Genomic DNA, 14,190 nt, shown 5'->3' on the forward strand with positions numbered 1-14,190 from the left:
CATCTTCTGGTGCCCTCGCGCGACGGTCAAGGTGAGCGCTCCCCGCGAGCGCGCGGTCGTGATCATCGCGCTCGCGTGCGGAGGAGCGACGTCAGCGCGCGTCGATCGTGAGGCGAAGGCGCGCGCCGCGCTGCAAGTCGCTCGGCCGCGCGCAGCGGTTCGCGGCCGTGTGAACGCGCGTGCGCAGGCCCCCCCGCGCGCTCAGATCTCGGCGAGGCGGATGGCCTGGAGCCGGTCGCCGTCGTCGATGCGGTCCTGATCGGCCGGCACGACGATGAGCGCGTCGGCGTCGGCGAAGCTCGTCACCGCGCCGGACGCCTGGTTCGAGGCGACGCGCGCGACGAGCTCGCCGCCCGAGACCTCGAGGCGCGCGCGGAGGAACTCGGCGCGCCCGGTCTGGCGCCGCAGGCCGCCGGCCGCGCGGACGACCACGCGCGGCGGCAGCGGCGTCGCGTCGTCCTGGAGGGCGCGGATCAGCGGCACGCCGAAGAGGATGAACGTGAGCGAGGCGGAGGCCGGGTTGCCCGGCAGCCCGAGCACGTGCACGACGCCGCCGCGCGAGAGCTCGGCGCGCCCGACCGCGAGCGGCTTGCCCGGCTTGATGGCGACGCGCCAGAAGTCGAGCGTCACGCCCGCGGCCTCGAGGGCGGGCCTGACCACGTCGTGGTCGCCGACGCTCACGCCCCCGACGGTCACCACGAGGTCCGACCCGCGCAGCGCCGTCGATACCGCCTGGGCGGCGCGCGCCGCGTCGTCGGGGACGAAGGGCGCCACGCGGACCGCCGCGCCCGCCGCGCGCGCTGTCGCGGCGACGAAGTAGCTGTTCGATTCAGGCACCGAGCCGGCGACGCCGGGCGAGCCGGGGGCGCGCAGCTCGTCGCCGGAGCACAGCACCGTGATCACGGGGCGGCGCGCGACGAGGACGCTCGGCCGATCGAGCGCCGCCGCGAGCGCGACCTTGCCCGGCGTGAGGCGCGCTCCTCGGCGCAGCGCGACGGCGCCCTCCGCGAGATCCGCGCCCCGGCGCCGCACCCAGGCGCCCGCGCGCGGCGCCTCCCGCAGGGCGATCTCGTCGCCGGTCCGCGCCACGTCCTCCTGCGGCACGATCGTGTCCGAGCCGGGCGGCAGCCGCGCGCCGGTGAAGATCCGGCACGCCGTGCCCGGGTCGAGCGCCGGCAGCGGCCGGCCGGCCGCGCTCTCGCCGCGCACGGGGAGCTTCCAGGGCCCGCTGCCCGCGAGGTCGGCCGACGCCACGGCGTAGCCGTCCATCGAGCTGTAGTCGAAGGCCGGCATCGCGTCGGCAGCCGCGATGTCCTCGGCGAGCACGCGCCCGACCGCGTCGTCGAGCGAGACCCGCTCCGGGCCGACCGGGACCGCGGTCGCGAGCAGCCGCGCGAGCGCCTCGTCGAAGGGGATCATCCGCGCTGCTCCTTGTCCTGCGGTTGCCGGTGGTGGTGGCCGCCCTTGCCGGACGCGAGCGCTACCGCGTGCGCGAGGACCGGGCCGATGAGCTGCGCGACCGCGAGCTCCACCGCCTTCGGGCTGCCCGGGAGCGCGATCACGACGAGCCCGCGCACGACGCCCGCGGCGGCGCGCGACAGGATCGCGTTCGGCCCGATCGCGTCCCAGCTCAGGCGCCGGAACGCCTCGCCGAACCCGTCGAGCGTCTTCTCGAAGAGCGGCGCCAGCGCCTCGAAGGTCCGGTCCCGCGGCGCGATCCCGGTCCCGCCGGTGGTGACGATCGCGTCGGCCGTCCCTGCGCTCGCGATCTGCTCGATGGCCGCGCGCAGGAGCTCTGGCTCTTCGCGCAGGACGGCGTGGGACGTCACGGAGAACCCGGCGCTCGTCAGGAGCTCACCGAGGAGCTTTCCGCCCTCGTCATCGTCGAGGGTGCGGGTGTCACTGAGCGTCAGCGTGGCGACGCGCACGGGGGAACGGCTCATGCGGCGAGATCTACGCCTGTCGCCGGCGGTTGGCGAACACTTGATGACGTGGTCGCGGCCGCCCCGGGCCTCCTCGCGGACGCCGGCGACGCCGTGGCCGCCCGGGCGCGGGCGGGCTCGCCGCCTCTCGTCGCGCGGCGCGCCGTCAGCGCTGGCGCGCGGGTCCGGCGTCGCGCCGCGGGCGTATCGCGACGGTGTCCTCGACGGTGGATGGCTTTCGCATCGCCGCTGCGCTAGGGGAGCGGCGTGTCCGGCCCCCTGATCCCTTACATCCAGCTCCCCGAGATCCCGCTCTCGTTCCTGGAGCACATCCCGATCGTGGGCCAGTTCATCGATCCGGCCAAGCCGCCCTCGATCAAGCCGTTCGGCACGCTGGTGGCGCTCGGCGTCTACATCGGCGCCGTGGTCGCGACGCGGCACGCGCGCGAGCGGCGGCTCGACGAGAAGAAGATGAGCGAGTTCATCTTCTGGGTCGTGGCGGCCGGGTTCATCGGCGGGCACGTCTTCGACGCGATCTTCTATCACCCGCAGCGGGTCGCGCGCGATCCGCTCTACCTCTTCGCGCTCTGGGATGGCCTGTCGAGCTTCGGCGGCTTCACTGGCGCGTTGATCGGCGCCGCGTCGTGGCGCTTCTATCGTCGCGAGAAGATCCTGCCCTACTGCGAGGTCGTCAATAGCGCGTTCCCGCTCGCGTGGGTGTTCGGGCGCGCTGGCTGCGCCTCGGTCCACGATCACCCGGGCCGCCTCTCCGACGCGTGGTTCGCGGTCCGTTACCCGCTCGGCACCGGTCACGTGGGTCGGTTCGATCTCGGCCTCTACGAGTGCCTGCTCACGATCCCGCTCGCGATCGCGTTCGCGGTGCTCTGGCGCAGGAACCCCCATCGCCCCCTCGGGTTCTACACCGGGGTGATGTGCACCGCGTACGCTCCGGTGCGGTTCGGGCTCGACTTCCTGCGCGAGCGCGAGGGCACGCTCCTCGGCGGCGATCCTCGGTACGGCGGCCTCACGCCGGCGCAGTGGGCCTGCTTCGGGCTGCTCGCGCTGGGCATTTACTTCCTGCGCATGGCGGCGCGCGGCGAGCCGTCGAGCGCCGGGACCGGCACGCTCGGCGGCGAGCCTCGCGTCGCGGACGACGATCCGTCCGACGACGAGGACGCGGAAGAAGACGAGAAAGACGGCGAGGCCGACGAGCCCCGCGCGCCTCGCGCCCGCGCCGGCCGGTAGTCCTCCGAGGGCCGTTCTCCCGCGGGCCTCAGGGGCCCCGGGCCGTCGGGCAGCTCCTTCGTCGATTCAGGCGGACAGGAGGGGCGACTGGCGCTCTCGGGCAGGCCACCGGTCCAGGGGAGACGTCGGTCTGCTGGGCAAGCGCGTCGAGCCCCCGCCCCCCGCGTGGCGCGATACCCTCATTTTCATTGGGATTTCTGGGATCCAGACGCCGGCGCCCGGTCGTGGTGGACAGCGCGACGTCGGGTGATGCCCTCATGAGCTGGTCAGCGCTGGACCACTCGATCTTCCCGAGCGCTGGTCCTGCACCGCCCGCCTGTGACGGAGGCGGGAGGCGGCGGAGGCCGTGCGCTGCCGCCCTTCCCATCGGGTCCGCGCCCGGGGCGCGGGGTCGGGAGTGCTCCTCGCGGGCTTGCATTTGGCTCGCTCGCCCGCGGCGGGTCCCTTGACGCGCCTGGGGCACTAGATATCGTGGGGTGGAGTTTGCACCAGAGGGTCGGCCCGCCGACCTTCGCTCGATTGAGCTCGGTTGCTCCTTCCGCCGAAGGAGGGATCGATCGAGGCGCGCTCGCGAGAGGCTCCGCATCATCGACATCGATCACGGAGCGAGTGGACCAAAAAAGAGGGAACGCAGGGGCCAACCCCAGGTTTTTCTACAATGGCTGAAGATTCGCGTAAGTTGTTCGTGGCGGGCTTGCCCGACTCCATCACCGAAGACGTTTTGCGGCAGCTCTTCGAGGCCACCGGCGGCAACGTCGTCGAGGTCAGTCTTCCGAAAGATCGCGCGACAGGTCGTCCGCGCGGGTTCGGCTTCGTCACGCTCTCGACGACCGGCGAAGCCAACGCCGCGCGCGAGTCGCTCGACGGCTCATTTCAGGGCGGGAAATCGATCTCGGTCCGGCCCTTCCAGGCCGAGCCGCCGCGGCGCGAGGGGCGCCCCATGGGCCCTGGCGGGGGTCCTGGCGCCGGTCCTGGCGGCCCCGGCGGCGGTATGGGCGGTGGGGCAGCCGCGGCGCCGGATCGCACCCTCTACGTCGGCAACCTCCCCTACGACGCGAGCGTCGAGGAGGTCGAGGGGCTCATCGGAGCGACGGGCGCCGGTCCGGTGGTGCGGGTCCACCTCCCCATGGATCCTGATGGTCGCAAGCGCGGGTTCGGCTTCGTGACGATGGCCAGCGCCGAGGCGGCGCGCGCCGCGATCGATGGGCTGCGCGGCGCCGACGTGCGCGGCCGGCGGCTGGTCGTCAACCTCGCTCACCCGAAGGGCGAGCGACCGGCGCGCGAGGAGCGCCCGGGCGGCTTCGGCGGCGGCGGCTTCGCCGGTGGCGGCGGCGGCTTCGCCGGTGGCGGCGGCGGCTTCGGCGGTGGTGGCGGCGGCTTCGCCGGCGGCGGCGGCGGCTTCGGTGGTGGTGGTGGTGGGACTGGCGGCGGCGCGCCTCCGCCCCCTGCGCGCAAGACCTTCGACGATCGCCGGCGGCGCGGCGCTCACGACGGCGACGGCCCTCCCGGCGCTGGTGGTGGTGCCGGAGGCGCCGGCCGTCGCAGCAACAACAAGAAATGGGATACCGGCCGCACCGGTGACGACTGGGATGACGAATGAGCTCTCCCGGTTGACAACTGCACCGTTTCCCGTAGGGTAGGCGCCCTCCGGACGGGCGGACGGGCGTCGTTGACCCCGCTCACGTCCTCTGGGGCCCCTTCGGTTGCGGTGTCAGCGCTTCCCGTGCTGCCCGCGCCCAGGTTCAACCAGGGCCGTCTGTGGAAACAGGCCGGCCCTGTCCTCGGAGACCTCCGATGCGCGACATCATCAAGCTCACGTGCGGCACCTGCGGCCGCGCGAACTATCACACGACGAAGAACAAGCGGACGATGACGGACAAGTTCGTCATCAAGAAGTTCTGCCCGACCGAGCGCAAGCACACCGAGCACAAAGAGGGCAAGATCTCGAAGGGCTAGGCCACGCTGCACCGCTGGCTGCTGCCGCCGGGGCCCGCGCATGCGGGCCTCGGGTCAGGCGTCCGCGCCCTCACGGTGCTCGGCTTAACCTTGTTCATCTCTAGGACGAAGCGATGATCTTCGACTGGCTCTATGGCCTGTTCTCGAACGATCTCGCGATCGATCTCGGCACCGCCACCACCCTCATCTACGTGAAGGGCAAGGGGATCGTGTCGTGCGAGCCTTCGGTGGTCGCCGTCCAGCGCGATGCTCGCGGCGGCAAGAAGGTGCTCGCCGTCGGCCGCGAGGCGAAGGAGATGCTCGGGCGCACCCCGGGCAACATCCAGGCGGTCCGCCCGCTGCGCGACGGCGTCATCGCCGACTTCGAGATCACCGAGGCGATGCTCCGCTACTTCATCGCGCGCGCGCACAACCGCCGCACGCTCGTCAAGCCGCGCATCATCATCTGCGTCCCGTTCGGCATCACCGAGGTGGAGAAGCGGGCGGTGAAGGAGAGCGCCGAGGGCGCCGGCGCGCGCGAGGTCTACCTCATCGAGGAGCCCATGGCGGCCGCCATCGGCGCCGGGCTGCCGATCACCGAGCCGAGCGGCAACATGGTCGTCGACATCGGCGGCGGCACGACCGAGGTCGCCGTGATCTCCCTCGCCGGCATCGTCTATTCGCAGAGCGTGCGCGTCGGCGGCGACAAGATGGACGAGTCGATCATGGCCTACATGAAGCGCAAGTACAACATGGCCATCGGCGAGCAGACCGCGGAGCGCATCAAGATCACGATCGGCAACGCGTACCCGCTCGAGCAGCAGCTCACGATGGAGGTCAAGGGGCGCGACATGGTCGCGGGCATCCCCAAGACGGTCGTGGTCAACTCCGACGAGATCCGTGACTCCCTGAGCGAGCCGACGAACGCGATCGTGGACGCGGTGCTCATCGCCCTGGAGCGCACGCCGCCGGAGCTCGCGGCCGACATCGTCGACAAGGGCATCGTGCTCACCGGCGGCGGCTCGCTCCTCAAGAACCTCGACGTGCTCCTCCGCGAGGAGACGGGGCTGCCCGTGATGGTGTGCGACGACCCGATCAGCGCCGTGGTGCTCGGCAGCGGCAAGGCGCTGGATCACCTCGAGCTCTTGAAAGAGGTCACGATCAGCTGATCTTTCGTTGTATTCCCCGCCCGTGAGCACGCCGGCGGGGCTCTGTCTGCCGGGGCACGGCGCGCGGCGTGCGCCCCTTTCGCGGGCGCCGCGCGATGCGTTGACAGGGGTGGCCTCGCGAGGCGCCTCGTACTACCTGAGTCCGGGAGCCATCGGTGAACCTGAAACGCTACCGCGACTTCGTGATCGTGCTGCTGGCGCTCGCGGTGCCGTTCTGGTTCCTGCGCGCCAGCATGCGCGACCCCAAGCAGAACACGGGGGCCGACCGGATCATCATCGGCATCGCCGCGCCGATCCAGTACGCGGCCGCGACGCTGGCGCGCGGCATCTCGAACCTCTGGGGCGACTACATCTACCTGGTCGACGTCAAGGAGGACAACGCCAGGCAGGCCTCCCAGATCGCTCGCCTGCGCGAGCGCGTGCGCAAGCTCGAGGCGCTCGAGGACGAGAACCGGCGCCTGCGCCGGCTGCTCGATCTGCGCGAGAGCCTCCGCACCGACGTGGTGAGCGCCCAGGTCGTCGGCAAGAGCACCAACGACTTCTTCCGCGTGGTGCGCGTCACGCTCGACCGCGAGGCGCGGGACATCGGCTCGAACCTGCCGGTCCTCTCCGCGGACGGCGTGGTCGGCACGACGTTGAAGAGCGCGGGCGACACCGTGGACGTGCGGCTCGTCGTCGACGGGGGCAGCGGCGTCGACGTGGTCGTCGAGCGCACCGGCGCGCGCGGCTTCGTGCGCGGCACGGGCGACGAGAGCAAGTACTCGTGCAGCGTGGAGTACGTGCAGCGCACCGACGAGATCGAGGTCGGCGACCTCCTCGTGACGAGCGGCGTCGGCCGGCGCTTCCCGAAGGGCATCCCGGTCGGGACCGTGACGCAGGTCGTCCGCCGCGACTTCGGCATCTACCAGCAGGTGTACGTCGCGCCGGCCGTCGACTTCTCCCGGCTGGAGGAGGTGCTCATCGTGACGACGACGCCGGCGGAGGAGACGCCGCCGCAGGCGCAGCGCAGGTGACGCGATGAGAAACTCCGCGTTCCTGGCCATGGGGGCCGCCCTGCTGATCCTGCAGTCGAACCTGTTCCGGCTCATCGGCAAGCTGAACATCCCGGGCTCCACGCCGAGCCTGCTCCTGCCGCTCGTCGTGTTCATGGGAGTGCACGAGTACTCGATCGCGCGCGGCGCGGCGCTCGCGTTCCTGCTCGGCTACCTGCTCGATCTCTTCGCCGGCGCGCCGGTCGGCCTGTTCACCTTCATCACCGTCGCGACCTTCGTGGTGTCGCGGGCGGCGGGCGTGCGGCTCGCCGCGCAGACGCTGCTCACGAAGATCGCGCTGGCCTTCGTCTTCGGCCTCGTCGAGGGGGTGCTCATCGTGATCCTCACCGCCATCTTCGGGGGCGACGCGGCGCGCCCCCGCGCGCTCGCCTTGCTCGTCGCGCCCCACGCGGTCTCGACGGCGATCTTCGCGCCGTTCGTCTTCCGGCTGGCCGAGCGCGTCCACCAGGCGACGATCAACGTCCCGCGGCCAGGGGAGAGCCCGCGGTGAGCCTGCTCGTCCAGCGCTCCGACGTGAGCGAATTCCGCCGGCGCTTCCGGTGGATCGCGCTCGGCATGGTCGTCGGCTTCATGGTGCTGATCGGGCGCCTGTTCTACCTCCAGATCCTCGAGGCGGACGAGAACAAGGCCATCGCGCGGGAGAACATCGTGCGGCGGGTGACGCTCGCGACCACGCGCGGCATCATCCGGGACAAGAACGGCAAGGTGCTCGCGGCGAGCCGGCCCTCGTACAACGTGTACGTCGTCCCGCGGCGCCTCGACATGGAGACGACCTGGCCGAAGCTCGTCGAGTACCTCGGCGTCGGCATCGAGGAGCGCGCCAGGCTGGAGGCGCTCATCACGGCGATCCGCGCCGACGAGGGCCCGCGCAAGAGCCAGCAGATCCTGCTGAAGGAGGACATCTCGCGCGACGCGGTGGCGACGCTGGCGACGCACGACGCCGAGCTGCCGGGGGTCGACGTGGTGCCGGTCCCGGTGCGCTACTACCCGTACGAGGAGGTCGGCTCGCACGTCCTCGGCTACATGGCCGAGGTGGACGCCGAGCGGCTCGCGTCGCTCCGGAGCGTCGGCTACATCGAGGGCGATCGCATCGGCGTCACCGGCATCGAGCGCGCCTGGGAGAGCTACCTCCGCGGCACGCGCGGCTGGGAGAAGGTGCTCGTCGACGCCAAGGGGCGGCGCCGGACGGGCGGCGACGGGATCATCGAGGAGCCGCGGCGCGTCGACCCGATCCCCGGGCGCGATCTTCGGCTCACCCTCGACGCCGACATCCAGAAGGCGATCGACAAGGCGATGCGCGGCGAGCTCGCCGGCGGCGTCGCGGTCATCGACGTGCGCACCGGGCGGATCCTCGGGCTCTACTCGAAGCCGGGTTACAACCCGAACGCCCTCTCGGGCGGCTCGGGAAAGCAGGTCATCCGCGACGCCTTCCGGCGGCTCTACTCCGATCCGCTGAAGCCCGCGCTCGACAAGACGCTCTCCGGGGCGTACCCGCCCGGCTCGACGTTCAAGCCGTTCACCGCCCTGGCGGCGCTCGAGAAGGGGCTCATCGATCCTCGTCAGTCGTCGCGGTGCCGGGGCGCCCTGACGTTCGGCAAGCGCACCTTCCGGTGCACGCACGTGCACGGGCCGGTCGCCATGCAGAAGGCGATCGCCGAGTCGTGCAACGTCTACTTCTACCGGCTCGCGGCGGAGTACGGCGTCGGCATGGACGTCATCGCCGAGATGGGCCAGCGCTACGGGCTCGGCGCGCGGACGGGGCTCGGCATCAACGCCGAGGCGGGCGGCAGGATGCCGACGAGGGCGTGGATGACGCTCCGGAACAAGGGCCAGTTCCGCCTCGGCTTCGGCCTGAACGCGGCGATCGGCCAGGGCGCGACGACGGTCACCGTGCTCCAGCTGGCGCTCGCGTACGCGGCGCTCGCGAACGGGGGCACGCTCTACCAGCCGCAGATCGTGCGGGCCGTCGAGACGAGCGCCGGTACGGTGGTGCAGGAGTTCACGCCGCGCGTGCGCCGCCAGATCGACATCCGCCCGGAGAACCTCACCCTCGTGCACAAGGCGATGGTCGCCGGCGTGAACGAGGAGGGCGGCACGGCGTTCAGGGCGCGCGTCGCCGGCGTCGAGATGGCCGGCAAGACCGGGACCGCGCAGGTCTCGCACCGGCTCACCCGCGGGGTCGAGGCCGAGCGGGTCTGGTACTTCAACCGCGAGCACGCGTGGTTCGCCGGCTACGCGCCGACCCGCTCGCCCGAGGTCGCCGTGGTCGTGCTCGTCGAGCACGGCGGCACCGGCGGCAAGCACGCGGCGCCGGTCGCCTTCGAGGTCGTCCGCGCCTACCAGGAGCTCGCGAAGGAGCGGCGCGGCGGCCCGAGCGAGGGGCCGCGCGCGGGCAAGAGCAGCGCGGGCCGCGCGCCCGCTGCGTCGGGGCGCACGCCATGATCCGGGGCGACTCTCTCTCATCGCGCGATCGCGACCATTTCGACTGGCCCCTCTTCATCGCCGCGGTGTCGATCGCGGTGCTCGGCGTCGTCAACCTCTACAGCGCCACGAGCGTCTACTCCGGGGCGCGCGCGGAGCTCTACATCAGCCAGGTCTACTGGCTCTTCATGGGCGGCATCATCGGCGGCGTGCTGATCGCGCTCGACTATCGGCACCTGGAGCGCCTCGGCTACGTGCTCTACACGTTCGGCGTCTTCTCGCTGGCGCTCGTGTTCGTGCTCGCGCGCGATGTGCGCGGCTCCGCGCGGTGGATCGAGTTCGGCGCGTTCCGCTTCCAGCCCAGCGAGTTCATGAAGGTGTTCCTGGTCATCGCGCTGGCGAAGTACCTGCACGACGACCCGCGCAACGAGGGCCGCACCCTGCGCGACCTGGCGATCCCCGCCGCGCTGACCGCGGTGCCTGCGCTCCTCGTGCTCAAGCAGCCCGATCTCGGGACGGCGCTCATCCTCGTGTTCGTCTTCCTCACGATCGCGGCCGTGACGCGGGTGCGCTGGCGGAGCGCCGCGCTGTTCGTCGTGTCGATCGTCATCGCGGTGCCGATCATCTGGGAGTACGTGCTGCTCGACTACCAGCGCGCCCGAGTGCTCGTGTTCCTCCACCCCGAGGAGGACCTCCTGCACCGCGGCTGGCACGCCCACCACTCGCGCGTGGCGATCGGCAACGGCGGTCTGCTCGGCAACGGGTACCTGAGGGGCACCCAGAACCAGTTCCTCTTCTTGCCGGACCAGTTCACGGACTTCCCGTTCCCCGTCTTCGCCGAGGAGTGGGGGTTCATCGGGTGCGTGGTCCTCGTGTGCCTGTACGCGTTCCTGGTCGTGTGGGGGATCCGCATCGCCTCGATGGCCAAGGATCGCTTCGGCGCGGTGCTCGGCGTCGGCTGCGCGGCGATCATCTTCTGGCACGCGGTCATCAACCTCGGGATGACGTCGGGCGTGCTCCCGGTCGTCGGGGTCACGCTGCCCCTGTTCTCCTACGGCGGCTCGAGCGTGACCACGGTGATGGTCGCGATCGCGCTCCTCATGAGCGTGTCGATGCGCCGCTACTCCGGCGTGGCCTCGCTCGATCGGCTGTGATCGCGGAGGGGCGCGTGCCCTCGCCGTGTCAGATCGCGCTCTCTGCGAGGCGCGCGTCGATGACGAAGGCGAACGCCTTGAGCGCGTCGCGCTCGGTGACCTCGCCGCCGGCGTGCGCTCGCCGGACCGCGGCGCGAAACCCGAGGTAACGGCGCCCGTCCAGCCCGAGCAGCGCCGGCACCGTCGCGGGGTCACGCGACGCCTCCCTCGCGCCCGCGAGCTCCGCGGCACGCTCGAAGATCCCGGTGACGAGCGCGTCGCAGCGCGCGACCGCCACGGCGTACCGCTCCGCGGCGATGGCCGCCTCGATCTCCGCGACCGCCTCGCGCGCTGCGGTCGGCCAGAGCGCGACGAACGAAAGGCCCGGCTGGGCGAGGTGCCTCGTCGCCGCGGAGGGCCCGTCGGCGCGCGCGGTCGCCGGGGCCTCCGCCGACGCCGCCAGCCTCCGGGCGGCGAGCCGCAGCGACGACGGGATGTCGCGGCTGGCCGGCTCCCGGACGCCAGCGCTGCGCGGCCCCCCGGCGCTGCGCTGCGCGGCCTCGCGGCTCGGCGGCGCGGTCGCGCCGGCCTCGCCCTCGCTCGGGTCGCCGATCGTCGAGTTGGGCGGCATCGTCGACCACGGCCGGCTGGGCGGCGCGACGCGCGAGATCACCGCCTCGAGCGACGCCGACGGCGGCGGCGACGCGTCGCGCAGGGCGGTGACGAGCCCGCCCTCGATGGCGTCGAACCCGCCGAGCCCGCCGCCCATCGCGTCGGGCAGGCGGCTCTCGAACGCGCGCAGGACGGCGGCGCTGATCTCCTCCAGCCCCTCGTAGATGCCGAGCCCTGTCTTCGCCGAGGTGGCCAGCGAGGAGGCGCGGAACGGGTTCATCATCGCGTCGAGGTCCTCCAGCGAGAGGAGATCGGGCAGATCCCGCTTGTTGTGCTGGAAGACGAGCGGGATCTGCTGCAGCTGCCGCCCCTGCTCGGCGAGGTTATCGCGCAGGTTTTCCAGACTTTCCATGTTTGCGTCGGCCCGGACGGCTTGCGAGTCGCTCACGAACACGATGCCGTCGGCGCCCGTGAGCACCAGCTTGCGGGTCGCGTTGAAGTAGACCTGCCCCGGCACCGTGAAGAGCTGGAGCCGCACGTTCATCCCGCGCAGCTGCGGGAGCCGGACCGGCAGGAAGTCGAAGTAGAGCGTTCGATCGACCGGCGTCGCCAGGGAGACGAGCTTGCCGCGGTACTCCGGCTTGGCCGTGGCGTGCAGGTATTCCAGCGTCGTCGTCTTGCCGCCCAGACCGGGCCCGTAATAGACGATCTTGAAGACGAGCTCGCGCGACAGTGGGTTCACCGACGCCATGGGCGGCGGCGACGATACACGAAAAGGGGATCGGGGGCGCCGGAGCGTGCGCGGGCTCGCGCGGACTGGCGCGGGCTCGTCAGAAACGCGCCGCGCGCCGCGCCGGGAGGTCCGACCCGGGCTCCGGGCTCCGGGCGCCGCCCCTCGTCAGCGGATCCCGACGAGCGGCTCGAACTTTTCCTTCTGGCCGATCTGAAGCATGAGCGCGACCTGGCCCCGCGCTGCCTGGAAGTAGTCGAGCCGCAGGCGGTGCGTCCCCTCGGTGAGCTGGGCCTCGCCGTCCGCGGTCTTCGCGCTGTGGACACCATCGTTCGCGACCACGCGCTTGTCGTCGACGTAGAGGATCGCGCCGTCGTCCGAGGTGAGCCGGAGCTGGTACACGCCCTCCTTCGGCACCTTGAACTCGCCCTCGAAGCGGATGGCGAACCACTCGTTCTGCGTGAGCGCGCCGGGGAAGCCGCCGGAGAAATCCTGCGACTTCACCTCGAACTTGTCCGTGAACAGCATCGCGAAAGGCACGAGCCCGTCGAAGCTCGGGAGCTTCTTGCTGTTCTCGGGGATCACGTACGCGAGCCCCCGGAAGGCGCCGGCCTCCCCGTTGCCGAACACGTTCGTGGCGGTGATGCGCGGCGCGTTGCTAGCGGGCAGGCGCCACTTCGCGGGCTTGCGGCGCGTCGGCTCGGGATCGGGCTTCGCCGGCTTGCGCGACTTCGAGGCGGTCTTGGCGGGGGGTGGGGGCGGCGGCGAGGTCTCGGCCGGCGTGTTGCCGCTCTGGATGGTGACATGGCAGCCGCCGAGGAGGGACGCGGCGAGCACGCACGAGGCGATGCGCGATGAGGTTCGGACCATGACGTCTCCTGAGAGGGAACGGACGGACGGGCCCGCCCCCACGTGAATGCGAGGATGGCGCTTAGACGTTCGAGCAGGGCGCGGCAATCAGCGTCGCGTCACCGGGCGAGCCCGCCGGGGCGCGAGCCCGCCGGCCCCGGCCTCAGCGCGGCTCGAGGCGCCCTTCGCGCCCGTGGATCTCCAGCTGCGAGAGCCCCTCGAGCGACGCGGCGGCGCGCCAGAGCGGCGAGCGCTGGGCGAGGGCGAGCGCGGCCACGCAGGCGATCACGCAGGCGAGCGCGCCCGCGTTCACCACACCCTCGTACCGGCGCCGCGCCGGGCCCGCGTAGCTCAGCCCGAGCAGCGCGCCGCTGATCAGGCCGCCGATGTGCGCGGCGTTGTTGATGCGGATGCCGGTGTTCGACGCGTTCACCACGAAGCCGAAGAGGACGATGTAGAAGACGGCCTGGAGCGCGAGGTCCTTCCAGCGCGGGTCGCGGCGGCGGACCAGCCAGCCGAGCAGGAGGCCCATCACGCCGAAGATCGCCCCGCTCGCGCCCGCGGTGCACACGACCTCGGGCTGCACGAGCAGGTTCCAGGCCGCGCTGGCGCCGAAGCCGAACAGGCCCGTGACGACGTAGGCGATCGCGAACCGCGCCGAGCCGACGGCGGGCTCCGCGGCGCGGGCGAGCATGCCGAGCGTCATCATGTTCATGCCGAAGTGGAGGACGCCCATGTGGACGAAGACCGCAGAGAGCAGCCGGAGCGGCTCGAACGAGGCGCCCGGCACGAGGAAGAGCGCGCCGAAGCGGATGTAGCTCGGCGTGTCCCACGCCGAGAGCAGGCCGAGGCCGCGGCCGTGCGCCGCCATCAGCTGCCCCACGAACACGAACGACGTGAGCCCGGCCAGGATCTTGGTCGCGAGCAGGCTCCGCCCGTCGAGGAGCCCTCGCGCGGGCGGCGCGTGGGGAGAGGGCAGGAGGAGCGGCGCGCCGCAGCGGATGCAGCGGTCGAAATCGCTGCCGTTGAGGGCGCCGCAGCGCGCGCAGTGAAGCGAGCGCCCACGCTCGCCGGGCGGTCCCGCCGTCACAGGGCGAGCCCGACCCGCCGCCCAGCAGCGAG

General features: G+C 72.0%; 13 protein-coding genes. 8 read left to right on the top strand and 5 right to left on the bottom strand.

Annotated elements, in window-relative coordinates; all coding sequences use genetic code 11:
• Positions 1-201: 201 nt before the first annotated feature.
• Both WME89_RS14540 and WME89_RS14545 read right to left on the bottom strand, forming a co-directional pair.
• Positions 202-1,419, bottom strand: a complete 1,218-nt coding sequence (locus WME89_RS14540; RefSeq protein ID WP_438009771.1) for a molybdopterin molybdotransferase MoeA — start codon at positions 1,417-1,419, stop codon at positions 202-204.
• Positions 1,416-1,943: a MogA/MoaB family molybdenum cofactor biosynthesis protein gene (locus WME89_RS14545; RefSeq protein WP_437625783.1), complete on the bottom strand. Its 528-nt coding sequence runs from the start codon at positions 1,941-1,943 to the stop codon at positions 1,416-1,418. Before WME89_RS14545 ends, WME89_RS14540 begins: the two co-directional genes overlap by 4 nt.
• A 246-nt stretch (positions 1,944-2,189) precedes the next feature.
• On the opposite strand from WME89_RS14545, the gene WME89_RS14550 reads away from it, so the two are divergent.
• The 8 genes from WME89_RS14550 (at position 2,190) to rodA (ending at position 10,898) form a co-directional block, all read left to right on the top strand.
• Positions 2,190-3,167, top strand: a complete 978-nt coding sequence (locus WME89_RS14550) for a prolipoprotein diacylglyceryl transferase (protein ID WP_438009772.1) — start codon at positions 2,190-2,192, stop codon at positions 3,165-3,167.
• Between the two features lie 658 nt (positions 3,168-3,825).
• The gene (locus WME89_RS14555) at positions 3,826-4,767 is read left to right on the top strand and encodes an RNA recognition motif domain-containing protein (RefSeq protein ID WP_438009773.1); all 942 of its coding nucleotides are present in this window, start codon (positions 3,826-3,828) and stop codon (positions 4,765-4,767) included.
• Between the two features lie 194 nt (positions 4,768-4,961).
• Positions 4,962-5,123, top strand: a complete 162-nt coding sequence (gene rpmG / locus WME89_RS14560) for a 50S ribosomal protein L33 (protein WP_061616520.1) — start codon at positions 4,962-4,964, stop codon at positions 5,121-5,123.
• Between the two features lie 113 nt (positions 5,124-5,236).
• Positions 5,237-6,271 carry a rod shape-determining protein gene (locus WME89_RS14565; protein ID WP_276598056.1) on the top strand — a complete coding sequence of 345 codons (1,035 nt, stop codon included), beginning with the start codon at positions 5,237-5,239 and terminating at the stop codon, positions 6,269-6,271.
• A 155-nt stretch (positions 6,272-6,426) separates the two neighbouring features.
• Entirely contained in the window at positions 6,427-7,284 is an 858-nt protein-coding gene (mreC, locus tag WME89_RS14570) for a rod shape-determining protein MreC (protein ID WP_438009774.1), read from the top strand.
• A 4-nt stretch (positions 7,285-7,288) separates the two neighbouring features.
• Positions 7,289-7,813: a hypothetical protein gene (locus WME89_RS14575; protein ID WP_436617039.1), complete on the top strand. Its 525-nt coding sequence runs from the start codon at positions 7,289-7,291 to the stop codon at positions 7,811-7,813.
• Positions 7,810-9,765: a penicillin-binding protein 2 gene (gene mrdA / locus WME89_RS14580; protein WP_437625787.1), complete on the top strand. Its 1,956-nt coding sequence runs from the start codon at positions 7,810-7,812 to the stop codon at positions 9,763-9,765. Before WME89_RS14575 ends, mrdA begins: the two co-directional genes overlap by 4 nt.
• Entirely contained in the window at positions 9,762-10,898 is a 1,137-nt protein-coding gene (gene rodA, locus WME89_RS14585; RefSeq protein ID WP_438009775.1) for a rod shape-determining protein RodA, read from the top strand. The genes mrdA and rodA overlap by 4 nt, the downstream gene beginning before the upstream one ends.
• Positions 10,899-10,926: 28 nt before the next feature.
• Here the strand turns inward: rodA and WME89_RS14590 are convergent, their stop codons facing one another.
• From WME89_RS14590 to WME89_RS14600, 3 genes are all read right to left on the bottom strand, one after another.
• Positions 10,927-12,240 carry a GTP-binding protein gene (locus tag WME89_RS14590; RefSeq protein WP_438009776.1) on the bottom strand — a complete coding sequence of 438 codons (1,314 nt, stop codon included), beginning with the start codon at positions 12,238-12,240 and terminating at the stop codon, positions 10,927-10,929.
• Between the two features lie 147 nt (positions 12,241-12,387).
• The gene (locus WME89_RS14595; protein ID WP_438009777.1) at positions 12,388-13,089 is read right to left on the bottom strand and encodes a PA14 domain-containing protein; all 702 of its coding nucleotides are present in this window, start codon (positions 13,087-13,089) and stop codon (positions 12,388-12,390) included.
• Positions 13,090-13,231: 142 nt separating this feature from the next.
• The gene (locus tag WME89_RS14600) at positions 13,232-14,158 is read right to left on the bottom strand and encodes a rhomboid family intramembrane serine protease (RefSeq protein ID WP_438009778.1); all 927 of its coding nucleotides are present in this window, start codon (positions 14,156-14,158) and stop codon (positions 13,232-13,234) included.
• Between the last annotated feature and the right edge of the window lie 32 nt (positions 14,159-14,190).

Origin of the sequence: Sorangium sp. So ce321 (genome assembly GCF_051530195.1) — a bacterium.
In the GTDB taxonomy this organism is placed as follows: domain Bacteria; phylum Myxococcota_A; class Polyangia; order Polyangiales; family Polyangiaceae; genus Sorangium.

Excerpts from the sequence above, each read along its gene's own strand:
- WME89_RS14545 (WP_437625783.1), bottom strand. The coding sequence starts at position 1,943 with ATGAGCCGTTCCCCCGTGCGCGTCGCCACGCTGACGCTCAGTGACACC.
- WME89_RS14595 (WP_438009777.1), bottom strand. The coding sequence starts at position 13,089 with ATGGTCCGAACCTCATCGCGCATCGCCTCGTGCGTGCTCGCCGCGTCC.
- WME89_RS14565 (WP_276598056.1), top strand. The coding sequence starts at position 5,237 with ATGATCTTCGACTGGCTCTATGGCCTGTTCTCGAACGATCTCGCGATC.
- WME89_RS14540 (WP_438009771.1), bottom strand. The coding sequence starts at position 1,419 with ATGATCCCCTTCGACGAGGCGCTCGCGCGGCTGCTCGCGACCGCGGTC.
- WME89_RS14590 (WP_438009776.1), bottom strand. The coding sequence starts at position 12,240 with ATGGCGTCGGTGAACCCACTGTCGCGCGAGCTCGTCTTCAAGATCGTC.
- rpmG (WP_061616520.1), top strand. The coding sequence starts at position 4,962 with ATGCGCGACATCATCAAGCTCACGTGCGGCACCTGCGGCCGCGCGAAC.
- rodA (WP_438009775.1), top strand. The coding sequence starts at position 9,762 with ATGATCCGGGGCGACTCTCTCTCATCGCGCGATCGCGACCATTTCGAC.
- WME89_RS14575 (WP_436617039.1), top strand. The coding sequence starts at position 7,289 with ATGAGAAACTCCGCGTTCCTGGCCATGGGGGCCGCCCTGCTGATCCTG.
- WME89_RS14555 (WP_438009773.1), top strand. The coding sequence starts at position 3,826 with ATGGCTGAAGATTCGCGTAAGTTGTTCGTGGCGGGCTTGCCCGACTCC.